Here is a 22117-nt window from a genome sequence, read left to right on the forward strand (position 1 = left end):
CCAGGCGATTTTTTATTCTATCCGAATAGTTTTTCTATCCTACGATTCCGCAGCTACGAAATCCATCGGCTTGACGCCAAACTGCTTCTGGAAGCACTTGGCAAAATAGCTAGGACTGCTGAAACCTACCATATAGCTGATTTCGCTGATGCGGTAGTTTCCTTCTTTCAAGAGCTTTGCGCCCTTCTTCAGTTTCACGAGCTGGATCATCTCGTTTGGCGTAACATCGGCAAGACCGCGAATCTTATTAAAGAGCGAAGAGCGGCTTATGCCCATCTTTTCGGCAAGGAACGCCACGTTGAGTTCCGGATTCGCCACATTCTCTTCGATGATGCGAGACATTCGTTCCAGGAACGCATTATCAACCTGAGTTTGAGCTATCTCTGCTATCGGCTCAAGCGGAGTATGAGAGAACTTACTCCTCAACAGACGGCGCATCTCAAGAAGCTGTCTTACGCTTGCCTCAAGATACTTCATCGAGAACGGTTTTTCTATGTAGACATCGGCTCCACAGTTCATACTCTCCGTCTTCGCCGCATCATCGGTCTTTGCCGTGAGCATCACGAACGGGAGATGAGAATATTCAGAATTTTCACGCACCCTACGGCAGAACTCCGGACCATCCATCTCTGGCATCATCCAGTCGCTTATGATGAGCGAAACAGGATGTTTCTCCAGTTTACGGAGCGCATCCTTTCCGTTGTCGGCGGTATAAACCGTATACATCTTTTCGAAATGAGCCTTCACAAACTGGCGCATGTCTTCATCATCATCCACAATCAGCATCACCGGTTTTGCCGGTTCACGAAGCGGACTGGCAACAGCAACGCCTGCCTTTTGAGAACCTTGCTCAACTGGAGTTTCATCTGTCAGCAGATTTTCCTCAGCAACAGTTTCTTCTTCCTTCACCATTTCATCCGCCTTCTCTACCACAGCATCCATCTGGTTGAGCGGCAAGGTTACGATAAAGGTAGATCCCTTACCTACTGCAGATTCTACTTCAACCATACCATGATGAGCCTCAACGAGATTCTTCACGATGTTGAGACCGATTCCGGTTCCCGGTTTATTGTCGCGTGCCTGATAGAAAGCTCCGAAGATTTTCTCCTTTTCGTCAGGACTGATTCCCAAGCCGTTGTCTTCCACCTCTATGCGGAAATGGGTTCCATTCTCCAGCAGGCGGCAGGACAAGCGTACATAATCCTCGGTATATTTCAAGGCGTTGCTCATCAGATTGCTGATAACCTTGGTAATGGCCTCCTGGTCAATCATCGCCACGAGCTCATGGGCTGGATAATCTACATCAAGACGGATGCTTTTCTGCTCGAAGGTAGGAGCAAAGCGCTCTGCCACAGCATGCATCAGCTTAGAAATATTGTTCAAACGGAAATGAACCTGCATGCCCTTCTGCTGCACTTTGTTGAAATCGAGCAGCTGATTGACGAGCAAGAGCAAACGCTGGGCGTTACGGTCGATAACAGAAAGCGTCTGCGTGATAGTCTCACCATCGGAAAGTTTTCCGGAAACCTGTTTCCAATGCTCTTTCAGACTCTCCAAAGGTCCGATGATAAGCGTTACCGGCGTACGGATTTCATGGGCTATCATCGTGAAGAACTGCAGGCGGGCATCTCTCATCTCCTGATCCTGCTTGAGTTCCAACTGGTCGAGTTCTTCCTGATGACGGAGTTTCTCACGTTTCAACCGGCTCTGCATGAACCAGTAGATTGCGTAACCGATGAGCAGAAGATACAGAATTTTGGCTGGCAGAGACCACCAGAACGGCGGATGAACCACAATCTTCAGTTTTGCCTCATTCTTCGACCATACACCATCATTATTGGTTGCCTTAACCAGGAAGGTATAGGTTCCGGCAGGAAGATTGGTATAGTTGGCACGATGCTCGTGGGTATAAATCCAATCCTTGTCTACTCCCTCAAGTTTGTAAGCATACTGGTTCTTCTCAGGCGATACATAGCTCAGGGCGGCAAACGAGATATTGATGGTATTCTCGTTATGAGACAGATTGAGTTCTGCTGCATGACTCAGAGATTTCTCCAGCTGGTCGCTCCCCGCCTCTATCGGCTGACCGAAGAGTTCTACCGAGGTGATTGCTACAGGAGGAGCTACCTGGTTGATCTTGACGAGATATGGATAGAAGCAATTGAAACCTCTTGTAGAACCGAAATAGATTCTGCCATCAGAAGCCAGGAGTCCGGCGTTTGGCATAAACTGGTCGCAAGTGAGTCCGTCATATTTATTGAACAGCTGGACAGGTTCACCCGGCGTATATTTCACAATTCCCTTGCTTGTAGAAATCCACATTACTCCCTGCGAAATGACAAGACTCGTGAAATCCTGACTAGGCGCATCGATGGAGATTCGGCGGAATATACCTTTTGAAGGCAGAAATTCGCAAAGTCCTTCGCTGGTTGCGACATAGAGCTGCCCCTTTTCGCCGATAGCCAGACAGTTTACCTGATCACTCACCAGCGAAGTAGAATCATTCTCTACATATTTATACTGTTTCCAGGCATTATTCTTGTCCAAGCGCCACAAGCCGCCTCCCTGGGTAGCAAACCATACGTTACCCTGATGATCTTCCTTGATATCGATGGTAAGCGACTTGAACGACTTGATTTTGCTGAACTTCTGCTGTCCTTCATCGAAGAGGTTGGCACCATCCATCGTAGCCGCCCAGAGCCGTTTTTTCCGGTCGCGATAAATACAATAGGCATTACCGCCCGAAGCCATTCCATCGGTCAGGAAAACCTGCTGCGCTCCGGTAGCCATATTCATTCTGATGACACCATTGCCATAGGTTCCTACCCACAGATTATTTTCATCAGCAAAGAGCGCATGAACATTATACTTGCCCATAGCCTCCTTGCCCGGATAAGAAACAAAACTGTTGGTCTGGGGATTAAAGCAGTCGAGTCCCGCATCATCCGTAGCTATCCAGATGCGATGCTGATGGTCTTCGAAGAATCTTCCTACCACATTACCGCGCAATCCGCCCAGACGGGCTGAATAAGCATGGAAACGCTCTTCAAAACTCGTAGAAGGAAGATAATTCACACCACCATAGTAAGTAGATACCCAAATGCCACCTTCATTATCATCCGCAATACCATAAACAAAGCGCTCGCTCGTACTCCGGCTCGGATTGTTGACTTCCGACAACATGTGCCAGATACGGTTCTGAATGTCATACTGCACTAATCCATCATCGCTGGCTATGAGAAGAGACTTGTTGTCGTTGCAGTAAAGCTGATGGATATGATGAACAGCATTACTCAAGGTTCCGCTGATGAGTTGTTCGGCACTACCATCGGCGTTGAGCTTGTAAAGTCCGTTTTCCCAGGTTCCGACATAAACATTGCCATCGGAAGTAGCCAGCATCGCCATGCCGTGAAACATGGTTGCATCGCCCTTCAGAGGGAATGCTTCAAACTGGTCGGTCGACTTGTTGAGATGATAGATGCTGGCTTCACCCTGGTTACAGAGCATCCATACCTGGTTGTTGGCATCAACCAGCGTACTTTTCACTTTACCCTGAATATTCTTCATCGGATACTGATGCAGTTCGTGAGTAGTCCGATTGTATCTGAACACGCCCTGTCCGCTAGTAGAAATCCAAACATTCTGATCGCCGTCAAGCGAGAAATTTAGGACAGGCGCCGTAATCTTATCACTCAGTTTCTGGAATTGGTCGGTTGCATTAGAGAACAGATAGGCTCCATTATTGCAACCTACCAGCAGTCCTTCTTCGCAAGCAGTAAGGGCGCTCACAAACTGGTCTACAGTCGTAAAGGGATTATAATAGGTTCTGACATCGTATCCGTCAAAACGGCACAATCCGTTGTCTGTACCAAACCACATGTATCCCTTGGAACCTTGAACCACGCTACGCACAGCATTACTCGGCAAACCATTATCCATCGTGATAGAGCGCACCATAGGGTCGATAGCAGCCAATTGTGCACCCGAGTTGGTTTGCGTTACCGAATGTGGCTGCGCCTGAATATCCGTAGCCCCTTTCGAGACGAAGGCTGTCGGTACCTGCGCCTCAGCCCCTACAGGCATCATCATGCAGAGCACAGAAACCATTAGAGTAGATATCTTTCTCATTATATGAGTCTTTATTTTCTGTTGTTAGATAATTTAATGCCGCAAAATTACAAAAATATAACGAGAAATACAACAAAAAGAACAAAAAAAGCCCCGAAACAAGCAAATAGCTACTTTTTAAAAGTAAGACTATCCGTTTGCTTCAGGGCAAAACTTAAATAATGATTCAAGTGAGAAGTTTCACTATCAACAGATTGAAACCTGAATTACTTGCTCTTTACATCGCTCCATTTAGGCGGTTTCACACCCAGCAGATTCTTCACGAAGAAATCGTAACGCTTGTGCTCACCATAGAGTTCGCCCATGGTATGATGGGCTCCAGGAATCACCACGAGTTCGAAATCCTTGTTCGCCTTTTCCAGGGCATTCACCACCTGATAGGTGCTCGATGGATCTACGTTGTCATCTATCTCACCTACCACCAGCATCAACGGGCGCTCCAGCTTATGGGCGTTCTCCACGTTGCTGCACTCTACGTAGCAGGAATCGATAGGCCAGCTCATCCATTGCTCGTTCCACCAGATTTTATCCATCCGGTTGTCGTGACAGCCGCAGGCACTATAGGCTGCCTTGTAGAAATCGCCATGCAGCAATACGGCTGTGGTACTCTCCTGTCCGCCTGCCGAACAGCCATAGATTGCCACATTATCAGCATCCATATAAGGATACTTCTTGGCTGCAGCCTTGATCCAGAGTTCACGGTCTGGGAATCCGGCATCCTTCAGATTCTTGTAGCAAACCTCCTCAAACTTCTTGCCGCGATAGGAAGTTCCCATCGCATCGAGCTGGACTACGATGAAACCGAGTTCGGCAAGCGAAGTGGTGTACCAGTTGTATGGCATGAAACTCTTCGGAGTATAGGCATCGCCCGGACCCGAATAGATATACTCGATAACCGGATATTTCTTGTTCGGATCGAAATTGGTAGGGCGCTGGATGATGCCCCACATATCGGTCTTGCCATCACGTCCCTTAGCCACAAACACCTCAGGAGCTACCCATCCGTGCTTCTTCAGCGTAGCGATATCAGCCGTCTCCAGAGTCTTGACGAGCTTACCGGTCTGCGCATCTCTGAGCACGGTAACAGGAGCGGCATCCACCTTAGAATAGGTATCCAGGAGATAACGGTAATCATAGGTATATTGGGCACTATGATTTCCCTCTTCAGGAGTGAGCGCCACCATATTCTTGCCGTCGATACCTATTTTATAATAATGTACCAGATATGGGTCCTCATTCTTGTTCACGCCACTAGCCGAGAAATAGATTTCTCCCTTCTCTTCATCCACACGCTGGATGCCGCGAACAAACCAGTCGCCCTTTGTAATCTGTAGGATAACCTTCGACTTCTGCACATCGTAGAGATAGAGATGATTCCAGTTGTCGCGCTCGCTCAGCCAGAGCAGCTGCTTGCCCTCCTTGATAAACTGGCGCCACAGACGACCATAGTTCACGAAGGTATTGGCACGCTCCTCTACCACGGTACGAAGCTTGCCGGTTTCGGCATTCATCGCCAGCATCTGATAGAGATGATGCCCACGCTGGTTGTACTCCATCGTCACCTCCTTGCTGTCTGGTGTCCATTGCATCCATTCCAGTTCATACTGGTTTTCTATCTGATGCTTGTCAGCCTCCACCTTCTTTCCGGTAGCCACATCGATGATGACCGGATAGTGCTGTGGCAGGGCATCGCCCGGCTTAGCATACTCCTGCTTGTGGAGGATAGGCTGCAGCTGGTCGGCAGGCGAAGATTCTACGTAGTAGGCATAGCGTTTCTCTACCGGCACCCGCTTGCATACGAAGATGTGCTTGCCGTCTGGGCTCCATTGGATGCGGTTGCTGTAATAGCAGCCGATAGTACCATCCTGAGTGAGGATTCGCTTGGCTTCAGTATAAGGTTTTCCTGCCTCATGAACCACCACGTTGTAACCTTCGATGTAGGCTTCCATCTTGCCGTCGGGCGAAAGTACCGGATAAGCCTCCTTCTCCTCGTCTACCTCCATCCAATGGCGCTCATGGCGTCTGCCAAACTGAGGCTTATAAGGGCGGCGAGGCTTGATGCCCAGCGCTTTCTCCAACGCTTCCTGCGAATCATAAGTCTTCATCTCATCCTTGTCGGCATCATAGGATACAAACTTCTTGCCCTGAGGAGTAGAAATCTGATAATGCAATACGTGGGTTGAGTCGCACCAAGCCGATGAGCGTGCCCAATGGAACACGGAATCGGCTGAAAACTGATGACGCAGCGCATAGGCTCTGTTGTAATCTTCTAATGTGCCCTGTGCTGAAGCTGTAGCTGCCGGCATCGCCATCACCAGGGCAAGAGATGCCGATAATAAAGTCTTATTCTTCATAAGCTATGATATTTTTTATGTAGATGATTTTTATTCGATTCGTACTTGATTCTTATCCGAATCTTACTTCACTCTTACCTCACTCTTACCTCATAAGGGAAACGGCAGGAAGATGGATCGAGCGAATGATTCGCAGGAGCTCCCATCACCACGAGATAGAGCGCCTTGAGAAGCTGGGACTTTGGAGCCTGAAACGAAACCTTTCCATTCATCGCATCACCCATCTGACCATAGATGCATTCATCAGTATCGGCGGTTACTCCCACCAAACCATAACGGTAACCGATGGTGCGTGCCATCTTGTCCTTGGATGCCTTGAACACCTTACCCTCAGCATCGAGTGCTCTGAAATCTACAGTAACCTTCTTGCCTGCCTTCGGGATTTCCAGTTTGATGGCATTGAAGCCATAGTTCTCTGGAACCAAAGCTGTATCCGGACGAAGATAACCATACTTCTGCTTCAGCATCTTGGTATCGAAGGTACAGGCATAAGGACGGGTCTCCTTGCGGGCATAATCGAAATCGAAGTTCACGAGATGGCGATAGCAGTCGAACATCTCATCATTAAACTGCTTCTGACTCATCTTATACTTCCGCTTGTAGGTTACAACCGGATCCTCTCCTACCTTTCCCTCCCGATAGAGCTGGGCGATGCTTTCCAATCCATGCTTCTCGGCCCACCATTCTATCACGTATGGCGAATGATAGATGTTGTCCAGATGCAGATAACCCTTATGGGTAAGCTGTCTGAAGGCATCAAAATGATACTTCTCATCTGTTATCCAGTCGGGATTCACTCTCCAGAGCATCCATTGGGATGTCATCTCGAAGAAGCCGCTTCCTCCCCAGGCTTCGCCCGTTTTGTCTGCCATAATCTGAAGTTGGAAACTGTGTCCCAACTCGTGAGCCAGACAGTTGAGTTTTTGATCTTGAATACGGTTAGGTGTTACCCAGAGAGCTCCGATAAAGTCATCGTAAGTTCCGCCGTAAGCAGTTCCTTCCAGCGAATAGTTCACCATCACCATCATCTTATATTTATCGCAGATACTGCCCGGCAGAGAGAACTTCAGGGTATCACGGAAGAAACGATAGAACCGTTCAACCTGAGTCTGCAGATTACCCAGGTCGAATTTCATCGGCTTACCTTCGAGCGAAGGAGGATTCTGCGGATTGTCTCCGAATGGCTTTTCCCAGAAATACACGATATTCTGGGTCTGTGCACTATGTCGCCAGCACCATCTCTCATCATCCTTGTTGAAATCATAGGGTTTCAGAGAGTCCGGTACGAAGATGAGTTTCTGTGGTGCAGAAACAGGATTTACGGGTCTGGTGGCAGGAGCCTCAGATGGATCCTGCTGCGCGAGGGCTGCAGTAGCCCAAGGCAAGGTTGCCGCTGTGAGTATCAGCGATAAGAAGATTCGTTTCATTTCGGTTATGATTTTTGCGTTATTTATTATTTTTGCGTTATTGATATTTCGCCACAAAAGTACTGATAATCTAGCAAAAACGCTCGCAATATCGTCTAAAAAGATACAAATATCGTATTCTTTGTTCTTTTTGATGAAAGAATGCTTTCTTTAGTATTCTTAAAAGGCTAAAACACATAGCTGATATGATGAGAGAAGCCCTATCTATCACCTTAAAGAATTAGATCTATGTGATTGCTGCCATATGCCAGCAAGGTTGTCGGCAATTGCCAGCAATGTTGCTGGCAAATGGCAGCAAGATTGCCGGCATATGCCAGCAACCGCACAAATCAAGATATTCAAACCAAATAAACGTGGATATATGACTGTTTAAGTTATGAGTTATAGGGTATTAAGATAACACACCTTACGCTTCGGATATGTACGTATAAAACAATGGCAGTATCCAAACTACCAGCCAAATGGATTTAGTACATTTCATTTCGTTTATGTTTAAATAAGTTTATGTTAAGTTCCGCTTGCAAAATAACTATTTTTTTCATGAGACTAAGTGAAAAAAATCGTCCAAAATACCATTAAAATAATAGATTTACGCAAAAATACTTGGAAGATATTATAAAAAGTCGTATTTTTGCCAAAAGAATTCTATAAAAAGAACAGATTATGAGATTATCAGAAGAACGATATGACAATCCTGCCTATCGAGACATAAAAAATTCGATTGATACTGCAAAGGAAGAAGGCAGAGAAGAAGGTGTTGCCAAAGAAAAGTTGGCCACCGCAAAGCGTCTTCTCGGCATGGGGCTCACACAAGAACAAGTTGCCAAAGGTACAGGTCTTTCTATTAAAGAGATTGAAAAACTTATTTAAGTTTAAAAGAAAACAAAGCCCCCGATAGCATTGTTACTATCGGGGGCTTTTATATATATTCCCTTGTCTTATCTCTAAAGATCTCAAGGGAAATTGAAATTCAAGATTTACTGCTCTGCAGCCTCATCTGGTTCCATAGGCCAGTATGGATTCTGGTACAATGGAGAGTCTGCATAGGTCTTATGGTCAGGAGCTGTAAGCATAAACTGACGCAAAGGCATTGGCTGCAGGTACTGAGCCATAGACCAGGTCATACCATTGTAAAGCATATTGGTAGAAACAATCTGGTATGGACGGAAATACTCAGTTAACTTACGAGAAGATACTGTAGCAGTAACAGAACCATCGTCAACCAACTGCTTTTCTGTATACCATTTCTCCATTGGAGTATTCCAAAGATGGAAGCCCTCAAGCTGATAAGGCTGCTTCATCAACTGATCGAGTGAACGCCAGCGAATCAAATCCATCCAACGAAGACCTTCAGCCATCAACTCTGTACGACGCTCACGACGAATGCTATACAAAGTAGGATCTGTCAATGCCTTGCCTGCAGAAAATGCACCCCAATCATATTGTGTACCAGAACCATCGGTATAACCCTTTAACTCCTGTGCCATATCTGTGGCAGCAATAGTTGTCTGAGGGTCAGCAGCCTCACCAGTAAAGCCAGCAGCCTCACGGATAGCCTTCCAATATGAAATGCTCTTCGCATTTAAATTGTGGTCGAGCATATATTGAGCTTCAATATAGTTGAGCAAAGCCTCTGTGGCACGGAAGGTGATAGATGCAGTATAACCAGCCTGGTTTTCGGCCAAGTTCTGATTAAACGTACCACCCTTTCGAATAGCATAACCAGTAGTATAAGTTACGTCAAATGAGCGAGTAAACACTTGTGGAACTGGCTCGATAGGACGAACCTGCTCAGCAGCAATATTATTATCCTCACCCTGAAGAACGTTCTTCTGACCAGGACGCTTCAAGAAGATAAACAAACGTGGGTCACGATTGCGAACTACTGCATGAGTCGTTGTATCTTCATATACATATCCATCATGGTGTGCATAAGTAGGCTTACCATCCTTCATCAGAAAGGCATCAATCATACCACGGGTAAAACCAGTATAGGTATTACCACGGTTTACAGCTACCTCAATGTTATCAGTCACACCTTTACCCTTATTATAGGCCTTCCAGAGAAGAACCTCAGGATAGGCAGACATATCGGTATTACCAAACTTATAGAAATAAGGATTGGTATCAGATAAAGACTGAGGTACGATACCTGTATTCTTATCCAATTTGCCTACATAAGCATCACCTACAATGGCAGCCTCATCAACCGCCTTCTGGAAGAAGTACTTAGCTTCAGCCTCAACGCTACCTGTAGGATACTGATAATTTGCATTATAGTCTTTTGCCTTTCCTGGCCATCCCTCACCATTAGGAACGAACGGAGTACCAGCGAAGTTGGTCAACCAAGAACCTTCAAACAAGGCTACACGTGATGCAAACAGATGAGCAACTGCAGGAGAGATACGTGTGGTTGCTTCCCAACCATCAGGCTCCATATAGGTTACAGCAGAATCCAGGTCGGCAAGAATGAAACGAGCTACTTCGTTGCGAGGACTACGCTTATTAGCAGCTACAAGGATAGCCTCATTGTCAGGCATGGCCTCTGTCACAATAGGTAAGTCACCGAAGCTCTTGTACAAGCTGAAATAAGCATAGGCACGGAAGAAGTGTAACTCGCCAATATATTGACGAATCTTATTTTCATCACCCGCAATCAATCCATTCTCATAGTTAGACTGTGCAATATTCAACTGATAGTTGATATCACGAATATTGTTCCAGCTCCATGAAGAGTTGTCGTTACTAGTCTTCCAACTACCTTTCTTATACTTAGAATCACCATCAGAACCGGTCTGATTATCCGTACCATTATCGTATGCAAATGTACCATAGCCTGCACCACTATGATATGGCAATACAGTCTGATAGAAAGCATTAGCTACGGCTTGAAGCTGAGTAGCATCCTTGTAATAGTCGGTAGGAGTAATCTCTGTAAGAGGCTCTTGCTTCAGGAAATCATTACAAGAAGCCATCAACATACCGCATGCCAACAAAGGAAGAACCTTTAAAGATATATTGAATTTCATATCATTCTAATATTTATAATGTTAAACTTAAACCAAAAGAGAAGGTTGTGCTCAATGGATATCCATTGCCATACCATGTACCGATGGTCTCTGGGTCATACTGCTTGCGGAGAGATGTTCCTGTCCAGAGGTTCTCACCCGAGAAGTAAACACGAAGTTTCTCAATAGAAATCTTACGTGTCAGTTCTTGTGGAAGGGTATAACCAATCTGAAGGTTCTTCAAGCGAATGTAAGAAGCATCCTGCAGATACTTTGTCTGAACCTGCTCATTCTTGGCGCTATAGGCTGCACGTGGCAAGTAAGCATCCTTATTTGTTTCCTGGAAACCATTGACAACAGACCAAGAGTTCTCGTCACGATAATAGTCTTGCAAACCATCCAGGCAGACCTGATACCAACGACCATATTCGAAAGTACCAAAGAAGTAACGTGTACTAGCCCAATATTCACGCTTCATGACACCCTGGAAGAAACAACGTACATCGAAGCCTTTCCAAGCAGCATTCAAGTCAATACCAAAGAGATAGCGTGGTGTGGAATTACCAATCTTCTTAAGGTCTCCATGATCTTCCAACGTATTGGCACCCCAGGAAATCTTACCATCTTTATTGAGGTCACGATACATGATATCACCAGCACCCCACTTGTTATTGTCAATTGTACTCTGGTCAACCTTTGCGATATGAGCATCCATCTCTTCTTGACTCTTAGCTATACCGATGGTCTCAAAGCCGTAGATATCACCAATACGCTGTCCCTCAATATAGTTACCCAATGAATGAGAAGGGTTATTAGGATATCTTGTGATAGTAGCATAGGCATCAGAGAGATTGAGGCTGATTCCATACTGCAAACCATTAGACAAGCGATCGTTCCAACCGATGGTCAACTCCCAACCATTAGTGCGCAAGTCGGTATTGTTAGTAACAGGTACATCCGTACCCAAAATGCTCGGAAGCTCAGGGGCATTACCTATCATATTTTTTGTCTTACGTACATACCAGTCAAATGATCCATGCAATCGATCCTTCAAGAACGCAAAGTCAAGACCGACATTGAAACTCTGGATGGTTTCCCATGTCAAATTCTGAGAAACCAGTCCTGGTGCCCAAGCTGTCATTGGTTTCAAACCATCCTGCAGCCATGTACCATTGTTGGCATATACACCAATCGTCTGATAAGTCTGGTAAGTACCAACATTCTGGTTACCCAAGTTACCATAAGATACACGAAGCTTCAACTGACCAATCCAATCATTGATTGGCTGCATGAAGTTCTCTTGTGCAATATTCCAACCTGCAGATACTGATGGGAAGAACTTCCACTGATTTCCCGGGCGGAATCTTGAAGAACCATCATATCGACCATTAACCTCAAAGAGATACTTGCCCTGATAATCATAATTCAAACGACCAAAGAAACCACAAGTTGTCCAACGGCTCATGTTGCCAGACACAGATGGATCCACAGGATTACCATAAGCATCAATACCAGTTGTACCATCAATTTGAGGCTTATTACCAACGATGAGACCAGCTCTATCTGCATATTTGTACTTCATACGCTCATCCTCAGACTGGAAACCAGCCATAATATGGAAGTTATGCTTCTTCTGCAAATTGAACGAATACTCAGAATAGAGTTGGAAATTTGTATAATTTTCCTTATAGTAATCTTCACCTACATAGGTAAAATTATTCTGGTCGTAAGCCTCACCATTCAGATTATACAGATAAGTATGCTGCATATCTGTATGACTCTCATTATGGGATGTACGATAGTTGAAGATAGCATGGGTAACCCAATTCTTGATTGGTTCAATGTCCAAACCTACCTGATGATTATACTCATCATTCTGATAACGATATGTACCACCATTAGTCATGGTATTTACCATCTCATTATAGAGATTACCATTTCTATCATACAAAGGAACACATGGCCACTGTCCACCAAGATATTCATAAACACCCTGACCCAAAGACTGAGGACGATGATAATCCTTGCGAACAAAACGGAGAGAGTAGTTAAACTTCATCCAATTCGTCCACCGTGAAGAGATCTTGGCAGTAGCAGTATATCGGCTACTACCTTCATCAGCAACCTTGATCAAGCCATCCTGACCTAAATATCCAAAAGAAGCATAGTAGTTGAGTTTGTCATCACCACCAGTTGCACTTACATTGTGCTCCTGAGAGAATGTATGTTTTTTGTATATTGCATCATAGAAATCGGTAGAAGCATAACCATCGGTAAATCCACTCAACCAATAGCCATTAGCATCCGCATCCAAAGAATAAATCAAATTGCCATTTTTATCCTTACGGGTACCAGTATTAACATATTCGCCCTCTATCCAATCCTTCATACGTTGAACATGGTCTGGTGTAAAAAGCTGACCACCACCAATGTTCGTATTCGCATCATTCTGCATACAAGCAAAATCGACAGAATTCATACTATGCTTCATACGAATTGGGGTACTGAAGCGGAAATTATTATTGTAGTTCACACTTACCTTGTCACGCTTGCCACCCGTCTTTGTAGTAATCAATATGACACCGAAAGGTGCACGGGAACCATAAATAGATGATGCAGCTGCATCCTTCAATACTGATACGCTGGCAATATCCTGAGGATTGATGGTATTGATATCACCCTCCATACCATCGATCAAGACCAACGGACTTCCGCTGGAACCCTGTCCGATTGTAGTTGTTCCACGTACATTCAAACTTGGAGTATCATCCAAACTACCTGCAGCCTGGGTAATCTGCAAACCAGCCACCATACCCTGCAGAGCCTGAGTTGCATTACTTACAGGACGGCTATCCAATTCCTCACCCGAAACAGCAGTCACCGCACCAGTAAGGTTTACCTTTTTCTGGGTACCGAAACCTACGACCACCACTTCATTCAGTTTGGTATCGTTAGCTTTCAAAACCACTTTTGAAGTTCCGGCAGGAACTACCTGAGTAGCATATCCCAAGTATGAAATAGTCAACTGAGCATTACGCTTTACCTTAATAACATAGTTACCATCAATATCAGTAACCGTACCATTACGGGTTCCTTTTTCCATAATGGTAGCTCCGATGACTGGCTCACCGGCATCATCAACAACTGTACCCTTTACGGTAATTTCACTCTGTTGAGTTTCCTCTACCTTTGGGTTTGATAAGGTCTCACTTGCTGCTAAAGTAGGTAATGTACCTCCGCAGACAAGGACCAAACACGCGATGGCTTTTACATAAGCTTGACTATGTACAAAGCCTGAGATTTTTTGTGTCTGTCTCATATTCTATTCATGCTAGGTTTATTATTGTTTAAATTTCGATTGCAAAGTAACAAAATATTTTGTATATTATGCTACATTATCGTCTAAAAAAGTGAAAATTTTGTCCAAACCTGACGATTTAGACGATATTTCGTCTTTTAAGCCGATTTTGTTACACTTAAATGTTGTTTATTCTAAATGATGTCTTTGTTGTCTTTAATGTTTTATTGTTTTGTTGTTTCTATATCTTTTTTATTGTTTCATCGCCTTCTTCAGTTTTCCCACAGCGGCATGAATCATGTCGTGGGTTCCACTTCCGTCGGTTACGTATTTCTGAACCATTCTGCCATAACTGATGGCATCCTTGAGTTCCTCGCTGGTGTTGTCATCCGGCCAACCGGCACGGCGAAGCAGACCGGAAAGTTCTCTGAGATCTTCCATCTCGGCAAGATTGCCAGGGCGCATCGTGTTGATGGCACGGTTCAGGATGGCAGTAGTACCTTCCAGTTCATCCTGGGTTACCTTCTTCTTGCCCTTTGCCACCAGCTCCTGTGCCTGAGCCATCACCTTCTGCATGCGTTCATAGCCGAACGGTGCCCATGGAGCATACTCCGGAACCTTCTGCGAAAGGGCATTCCACTTCTCCTGGTCAGCCTTGCGCTCTGCGGCAAGATTCAGGAGAGAATTCAGTTCGGTGAAATCTATCTTCACCTTTTTGCTCTTCTTGCTCTTGGCATCGGTCAGGTTGATGCGGTAGTAGTGGGTACTATTAGCGTTGCGATAATAGTCTGGCTGGAATTCCTTGCCATCCAGCTTCAGGGTAAGGAGATTGGCTCCTGCACCTGTGGTCACGCCGTTCGATTCGCCCACGGTGATATTACTCAATCGGGAGTCGATGTTCAGCGTAGCCTGATTCCAGGTCTGTGCGCCTGTGCCCGCCATCACCAATGGTCCGTACATCAGGGTTCCTACCCAGGATGTCTTCAGCGGAGTACCGTCCATACTTGCCACATCGCTCGAAAGCTTGTCGGCACCATATTCGATATGCTTGCTGAATGGCATGTCGATTTCTACGACATCTCCCACCTTCCAGTGCTTCTGCTCCAGTTCTACATAGGTGCTAGGCTGATAGCTCTTTGCCACTTCCTTGCCGTTCACCTTGATAGAGAAACCTTGAGTTGCCCAGTATGGTACACGAAGTTTCAGGGTGAAATCGCCCTCGCCTTCCGTAATCTTGATGGCTGAATGCTGTGCCGGCCACAGGCAATCCTGCTTGATAGTCACGCCCTTCTCCTTCCAGTGGAGGGTGGTTGGCATATAGAGACCTACCCAGAGGGTGTTGTCGTTGGCGAAATATGCCGACTGCTGGTACTTGGTATGGTTTTCAGAACCTGTACCGCCGCAGCAGGTACTCTGAGGAGTCTCGTTGCCGAATGGCTTGGTGGCATTCAATCCTACCGCATACTGATAGCAGGTCTGATACTGGTCTGGATTGAGGGAACCGATAATCTGATTGTACAGCGTGCGCTCGATATAGTCGAGATACTGTGCATTATCAGGGTTATAACAGTTCAAATCCTTGCTCAATTTGATAAGATTATACGCACAACAGGTTTCGTTGATATCCGGATAAGCCTCCGATTCGCCTTCCTGCAGTCCGTTGGTTGCCATACTCAGAATCTGGGTATATGGCTGGCGGAACATCTCTCCATTTCCTACACCACCCATCGCATACATGTATCTGCCCTGCACCAGTCTCCAGAAGTTCTCTGCCAGATTGTAATAGTATGGCTTCTGATTGCTCTTATAGCTGCGCAGCGCTCCGATAATCATCGGAATATGCTGGTTGGCATGGCGGGTGCGGATGTCATCGATGTTCTTGCTCAGCGGATCATAGAACTTAGGCGCATCGAAACAGTTGGCAGCCTCGAGGAGCTTTGCCTTTTCATCCGGATTGGAAACCATCTCAGAAAGACGGGAGAGCGATTCGCTCATACCTCCCACCTCACCGGCGATGTACATGTCCCACATCTCGTAGCGGTTGCCCGGCTTGGCTCTACGCTCATCCTGGGTGCCGTCCTGCTTTACGTAAGTGCGGTAGTGCATACGGTTCCATACCCAAAGTCCCATATCCTTGGCGATGAGGAGAGCCTTGTCGCAGATTTCCTTATCATCAAAATAGGTTGCGATGTCTATCAGACCGGCAAGTTGCTTGTGTACGCTGTAATAAGGAGCCCAAACCCAATCGGAGTTGTTGTAAGCACGATACATTTCAATCAGAGCACAATGCTGAGCTGGAATGGCGTTGATATAGCCGTAGCCATAAAGTTCAGGGTGCTTCTTATACTCATCAAAAGCAGCCCAGGTGCCCTTCATCTTTCTGAGTTCTGCCTCAGGTGCGAAATCACGAGCCTCCCAGTTGCGCTTCAGTTCCTTATTATATACGAAGGTCTTCTCCTGACACTCTCGCAACTCATTCACCATTCGGGTGATGTTCTTGCGGAGGATTGCCTTCTGTTCAGGATTAGTTGCCACGGCGTATGCCTGTGCAATAGCCGACATATAGTGACCAGATCCATGACCCTTGAGCTTGGTATCCGGCGAATCCCAGCCATCACTCTTGGTATACCCTTCGGTACTGAGTCCGTAGGTATCACGATAGTTGTAGAGTTGTTGGGTAACATCCCAGGAACAGATCTCACGGAGTGCCTCATCACGATTGTGGGTGAGTCGGTTGTCACCATCTATGCTCACATCAGCGAGTGAGAAGGTATGAGCCACTTCCTTTTCTGGAGTCTGATAGCCTTCAGCCACCACCTTGATTTGTGCCTTGACAGGATAACCATTGTCGGTAGTCTCATCACCAATCACAAAACCACCTATCTCATATTGGCTCCCGGCAGGATGTTTCTGCGCATCAGCCTCAGCCTGCTCATCAGCAAGCGGAGCGTTAGCCCAGCGCACCTGTCGATACTCTGAATAACCATCAGAATAGGTTACCCATACGAGATTAGGAAGTCGGGGAGTTGTGCCCACCGGACAATCCACTGATATGGCATCCACCTTAGAGATGGTGCGATAAACCGTGGCTGCTATAGTCATTCCCGGCAAACAAGCTACTTCTATTAATAATGTGAACTGCTTTGAATTCATATCTGCTAGGTTTATTATTGTTTCGTTTATTTTTCTGGCTGCAAAATAACAGAAAAAATCAACGAAGTCCTAAAATTATCGTACATAAAGATGCAACTATCGTCTAACAGGGGGCTTTTGATACGATATTTTCATCATTTTGGACTTTCTTTGCATTACATAAACAATTCTATTCGTAAATTTGCAGCAGAAATAAAAACTTGTGGTAATCCGGTAATACAGGCATTGCCACCAAGCAAACAACAAAACGGACAAAACAACAATAAACCTAGAAAGTTATGGTTAAGAAACTCTTTTTCATCGCCACCTTATTATATATAGGGGCAACAGTATCGGCAGAGAACTATCTGGTGAAATCACCAGATGGTAAAATCGTAGCAGAACTCAACACCAACAAGTCTCTCTCTCTTCAATTTAAATACAATGGCTCCATTCTTTTACAGGAGTCTTCAATAGGTGTAACGCTGAACGATGGAATGGACATGGGTAAGAATCCGAAGGTAGCAAGCCACAAGCTTAGCAACCATAAGGAAACCATCCATGCCCCATTCTATCGTCAGCAAAACTTTGAAACAGCTTATCAGGAACTGAATCTGAAACTGAAGAATGGTTTCGGCATCATCCTGAGAGCTTACGATGAGGGAGTGGCTTACCGATTCTATACCCAGCGAAAGGGCAAGACCATCATTCTGAATGAAACCGCCGCCTACCAGTTTGGCAAGGACAAGAAGGCATGGTTGCCTTATACCACGACACCTGAAAAGCCTTTTGCCATGGCATTCCAGAATGTCTATCACGAAACACGGCTCGATACCGCTAAGCAGGATTTGGCTTTCCTGCCGGCAACCATAGATTGCGGGAAGGCGAAGGTTACCATTCTGGAGAGCGACCTGGAGAAGTATCCGGGCATGTGGCTGAAGGCTAACAGCAGCGAACAAGATAAAGAGAAGGGAATCCTGAGAGCCGCCTTTGCTCCCTACCCTAAGGAGATGGCTTACTACCCTTGGCGACACATGAGCCACGTAAAGAGCACCTGCGATTACATCGCAACCAGCACCGGCAAACGCAATTATCCTTGGCGCATCTTCGCCATCACAGAGCACGACACACAGATGCCGACCAACAACCTGGTGTATGCCCTGGCTGCACCCAACAAAATAGGCGATACTTCCTGGATCAAACCGGGAAAGGTGGCTTGGGACTGGTGGAACGACTGGAATCTGAAAGGTGTGGATTTCAAGGCAGGCATCAACTTCGATACTTACAAATATTACATAGATTTTGCTCATAATCACGGCTTGGAATACATCATCCTTGATGAAGGATGGTACAACTCGAAAGAGGGAAGTATTCTGAAACCAATAGACGATATCCAGTTGCCTAAACTCATAGAATATGGTAAGAGCAAGGGCGTGGATATCGTACTTTGGGCTGTGTTCAACGTGATGGACGAGAATCTTGAAACCATCTGCAAGACCTATGCTGATATGGGCATCAAGGGATTCAAGGTGGATTTCATGGACCGCGACGACCAGACCGCCATCGAAATGGTGGAACGTCTGGCTGCCTGCACCGCCAAGCATCATCTCATCCTCGACCTGCACGGCATCTACAAACCGGTAGGTCTGAACCGCACCTATCCTAACATCCTCAACTACGAGAGTGTTTTCGGTATGGAAGAGTGCCGCTGGACGGAAGCCAAGAATGATATGCCACTCTATGATGTCACCTTCCCATACATCAGAATGATGGCAGGACAGGTGGATTTCACACCGGGAGCGATGAGAAACGGAACCCGAGACAACTGGAAGGCTATCTACACCAAACCGATTTCGATGGGAACCCGATGCCACCAGGCTGCCTGCTATATCGTACAGGACAGTCCGTTTACGATGCTCGCCGACACCCCTACCAACTATGAGGCTGATGAGCCATACACCCGATACATTGCTTCATTGCCTGTAGTCTTCGACAAGACCATCGTGCCACAGGGCGAAATCGGAAAGTATATCGTTACCGCCAGAAAGAAGGGCAACGACTGGTATGTTGGCGGTCAGAGCAACTGGGATGAGCGCACGCTCACCCTGAAGTTTGATTTTCTCCCAAATGGAGATTACGAAGCAATCGTGCTGAAGGACGGCATCAATGCCAACCATGATGCCGAGGATTACAAGATTGAGAAATCCGTTATCAATCAGAAATCGGAAATGAAGATTCATCTTGCTTCTGGCGGAGGATTCGTCATTAAACTCATTAAGAAATAAATATTTAGAAAAGAAGTTCATATGGTTAGTAAAAATATAATTGTAACACTATTCGTAACAGCAGCTGCGGCAGCGCCTGAGACAGGAGCTGCCCAGAAAGCTGCCTACAACACTCCGGGAGCCGGCAACCCTATCCTGCCTGGCTATTTTGCCGACCCAACCATCAAGAAGTTTGGTGACACCTATTATATATATGCTACTACCGATGGTAGCGGAGCCGGTTTCGGACCGGCACAGCTCTGGTGTAGCAAGGATTTCAAGAACTGGACCCTAATGCCGATGAACTGGCCGGACAGCCACTGGATCTGGGCACCGGATGTAATGCAGAACGAAGCCGACGGCAAGTATTACTACCTCTACTGCCAGCCTTGCAAGCTTCATCTGGGTGTGGGCGATACACCTCGCGGTCCTTGGAAGAACGTGCTGGGCGAGAGCGAAGCCGTGCTCGTACCGGACAGATTCGTAAAGAATGCCATCACCCTTGATGGTCAGACCTTCCGAGATGATGATGGTTCGGTCTATATGTATTGGGGAACCTGGGGCATCTACAAAGGCTTCGGTTGCGGAGCAGGTAAGCTGAATCCTGACATGAAATCGTTCAGCGAAACCAAGCTCATCCCGAACACCGAGGTTACTCACTTCTTCGAAGCTCCTTTCGTCTTCAAGCGCAACGGCATCTACTACTTCCTCTACTCCTGCGAGCATTGCGAAGATGCCAGCTACCGTGTGGATTACGCCACAGCCAAGAGTCCGCTCGGTCCTTATACCTACCACGGCACCATCCTCAAGACCAATGCCGATGGAACCGTTCATGGTCCGGGACACAACAGCGTGCTCCAGGAAGGCGACAACTACTACATCGTATATCATCGCCATGACAATCCGCATTCCAACCGTGGATTCCATCGTCAGGTGGCAATCGACAAACTCGAATTCAATGCAGACGGTACCATCAAGGAGGTCGTTCCTACCCACGAAGGTCTCGATCTGAAACCGGAGATGAAGGTAGCAAAGAACCTCGCATTCGGCGCCAAGGTTACAGTTTCCTCTTACTACGACAACGATTTCCGTCCGGAATATGCGGTTGATGACAACAACGGCACACTCTGGCGCCCTCGCACCACCGGACCAGCCTGGATCCAGCTCGACCTGGGCAAGAAGCAGAGCATCAAGAGCATCTGGACTCAGTTTGAATACGGAACACAGTTCTATCAGTATCTCATCGAGACTTCGAATGACGGCAAGCACTGGCAGACCTTCTCCGACAAGCGACAGAACCGTCTGGCTGGTTCGCCGATGGTAGATTTCGGAAATGCCAAGGCGCAGTACATCCGCCTCACCTATACCGGCGGACAGAAGAATGGTTTCGGTGGCGCCATCTGGAACATCAAGGTTTACGGTTCCGTAGAAGATTCTGCTCCACAGCAGTGGCTCGGTCTGACAGCAGCCGATTTCGATGGTACAACCTGGCATAACAACGAGGGAATGCTTGCCGGCAAGTTCTCGCTCCTTCAGGGCACCGCCCTCAGAGAGCGCATGGCTGGCAAAGATGCCATCACCCTGCAACCGGGCACCCAGCTGGTGATGACTCACCCGCAGCTCGGCAAAGCACGCAAGCATACCCTCACCGCCCAAGTTTTCGACAACGGAAGCTGGCATCAGATAGAAGAAAACGATCCTCGACTGAATCTTTCTGAAGGAAAACTGGAAATTCTTGCAGGCGAAAAACAATTTACCCTCACCAATCTCCGTTATTATAACTGGGAACAGGAGGCGGCAGAAAAGGCTTTCGATGCCCAGAGCAACATCGTGCGTGAGGCAGTAGCCGACAAGAACTGTCAGGGACTGGTGGTAGATATCAGCGCTGACTACTACAACGAGGGCGATACCGTGCCTTACATCAAGAACGGAAGCCCGCTGGATGTCCATCTCAAGGGCGAGTTCGAGACGCAGCACGATACAGCAGCCATCATCAAGACCATAGAGGGCAAAAAGGCATTCGCCTTTACCGGCAAGGAGAGTTACAGAAGCAACTTCATGCTCCCTGCCACTATCCGCGACAACGCTCCATACACCATCGAGGCATGGATTCTGAATCCGGAGATTGCCGAGAATGAATGCGTAGCCGATTTCACCTCTTCTCACGATGAACTGGAGAAGCTGATGCTGGTAAACGGCACCGAACCACGCTGCGGTGTGATGAACCACTACGGATGGTACGAGGATGCCGGCTACAAGGAGATGAAGACCCTGGAAGGCAAGTGGCAGCACGTATATGTCTGCTTCGACGGCAGAATCGAGAGCATCTACATCAACGACAAGCTCATCAGCCAGAAGGATATCCAGCTCCTCGTCAAGCCATCGCAGTTTATGCTTCTGGGCAAGAATGCCGAAGAGGCATGGCCTTTCTCGGGCTATCTGCACTCATTGAAACTTTGGGACGAATACATTCCTTACAAAAGACAAACAAAATAAACTAGCAATA

At 46.6% G+C, this 22117-nt stretch carries 9 protein-coding genes; 3 read left to right on the top strand and 6 right to left on the bottom strand.

The features are described from left to right. Positions 1-39: 39 nt before the first annotated feature. The 3 genes from F7D47_RS00295 to F7D47_RS00305 form a co-directional block, all read right to left on the bottom strand. Positions 40-4128 carry a hybrid sensor histidine kinase/response regulator transcription factor gene (locus F7D47_RS00295; RefSeq protein WP_228113436.1) on the bottom strand — a complete coding sequence of 1363 codons (4089 nt, stop codon included), beginning with the start codon at positions 4126-4128 and terminating at the stop codon, positions 40-42. A 206-nt stretch (positions 4129-4334) separates the two neighbouring features. Further along, entirely contained in the window at positions 4335-6482 is a 2148-nt protein-coding gene (locus F7D47_RS00300; protein WP_153086406.1) for a DPP IV N-terminal domain-containing protein, read from the bottom strand. A gap of 74 nt (positions 6483-6556) precedes the next feature. After that, on the bottom strand, positions 6557-7909 hold the full coding sequence (locus tag F7D47_RS00305) for a DUF6055 domain-containing protein (RefSeq protein WP_153086407.1): 1353 nt from the start codon (positions 7907-7909) through the stop codon (positions 6557-6559). 663 nt (positions 7910-8572) lie between these two features. On the opposite strand from F7D47_RS00305, the gene F7D47_RS00310 reads away from it, so the two are divergent. Continuing rightward, positions 8573-8779, top strand: a complete 207-nt coding sequence (locus tag F7D47_RS00310; RefSeq protein ID WP_119228959.1) for a hypothetical protein — start codon at positions 8573-8575, stop codon at positions 8777-8779. Between the two features lie 107 nt (positions 8780-8886). Here the strand turns inward: F7D47_RS00310 and F7D47_RS00315 are convergent, their stop codons facing one another. The 3 genes from F7D47_RS00315 to F7D47_RS00325 form a co-directional block, all read right to left on the bottom strand. Continuing rightward, a complete protein-coding gene (locus F7D47_RS00315) occupies positions 8887-10938 on the bottom strand; it encodes a RagB/SusD family nutrient uptake outer membrane protein (protein ID WP_153086408.1) in 2052 nt (683 codons plus the stop codon). Positions 10939-10951: 13 nt separating this feature from the next. Beyond that, positions 10952-14236: a SusC/RagA family TonB-linked outer membrane protein gene (locus tag F7D47_RS00320; protein ID WP_153086409.1), complete on the bottom strand. Its 3285-nt coding sequence runs from the start codon at positions 14234-14236 to the stop codon at positions 10952-10954. 231 nt (positions 14237-14467) lie between these two features. After that, positions 14468-17317: a beta-L-arabinofuranosidase domain-containing protein gene (locus tag F7D47_RS00325; RefSeq protein WP_437181635.1), complete on the bottom strand. Its 2850-nt coding sequence runs from the start codon at positions 17315-17317 to the stop codon at positions 14468-14470. A gap of 329 nt (positions 17318-17646) precedes the next feature. Between F7D47_RS00325 and F7D47_RS00330 the strand changes: the two genes are divergently transcribed. Both F7D47_RS00330 and F7D47_RS00335 read left to right on the top strand, forming a co-directional pair. Next, on the top strand, positions 17647-19632 hold the full coding sequence (locus F7D47_RS00330) for a glycoside hydrolase family 97 protein (protein WP_153086411.1): 1986 nt from the start codon (positions 17647-17649) through the stop codon (positions 19630-19632). A 21-nt stretch (positions 19633-19653) separates the two neighbouring features. Beyond that, the gene (locus tag F7D47_RS00335; RefSeq protein WP_153086412.1) at positions 19654-22107 is read left to right on the top strand and encodes a family 43 glycosylhydrolase; all 2454 of its coding nucleotides are present in this window, start codon (positions 19654-19656) and stop codon (positions 22105-22107) included. Positions 22108-22117 lie beyond the last annotated feature (10 nt).

The organism is Segatella copri (assembly GCF_009494835.1).
GTDB classification, from domain to species: Bacteria; Bacteroidota; Bacteroidia; order Bacteroidales; family Bacteroidaceae; genus Prevotella; species Prevotella copri_F.

What these genes read in the sequence shown, in the direction of transcription:
- F7D47_RS00295 (WP_228113436.1), bottom strand. Translation starts at nt 4,128, where the DNA reads ATGAGAAAGATATCTACTCTAATGGTTTCTGTGCTCTGCATGATGATG.
- F7D47_RS00300 (WP_153086406.1), bottom strand. Translation starts at nt 6,482, where the DNA reads ATGAAGAATAAGACTTTATTATCGGCATCTCTTGCCCTGGTGATGGCG.
- F7D47_RS00305 (WP_153086407.1), bottom strand. Translation starts at nt 7,909, where the DNA reads ATGAAACGAATCTTCTTATCGCTGATACTCACAGCGGCAACCTTGCCT.
- F7D47_RS00310 (WP_119228959.1), top strand. Translation starts at nt 8,573, where the DNA reads ATGAGATTATCAGAAGAACGATATGACAATCCTGCCTATCGAGACATA.
- F7D47_RS00315 (WP_153086408.1), bottom strand. Translation starts at nt 10,938, where the DNA reads ATGAAATTCAATATATCTTTAAAGGTTCTTCCTTTGTTGGCATGCGGT.
- F7D47_RS00320 (WP_153086409.1), bottom strand. Translation starts at nt 14,236, where the DNA reads ATGAGACAGACACAAAAAATCTCAGGCTTTGTACATAGTCAAGCTTAT.
- F7D47_RS00325 (WP_437181635.1), bottom strand. Translation starts at nt 17,317, where the DNA reads ATGACTATAGCAGCCACGGTTTATCGCACCATCTCTAAGGTGGATGCC.
- F7D47_RS00330 (WP_153086411.1), top strand. Translation starts at nt 17,647, where the DNA reads ATGGTTAAGAAACTCTTTTTCATCGCCACCTTATTATATATAGGGGCA.
- F7D47_RS00335 (WP_153086412.1), top strand. Translation starts at nt 19,654, where the DNA reads ATGGTTAGTAAAAATATAATTGTAACACTATTCGTAACAGCAGCTGCG.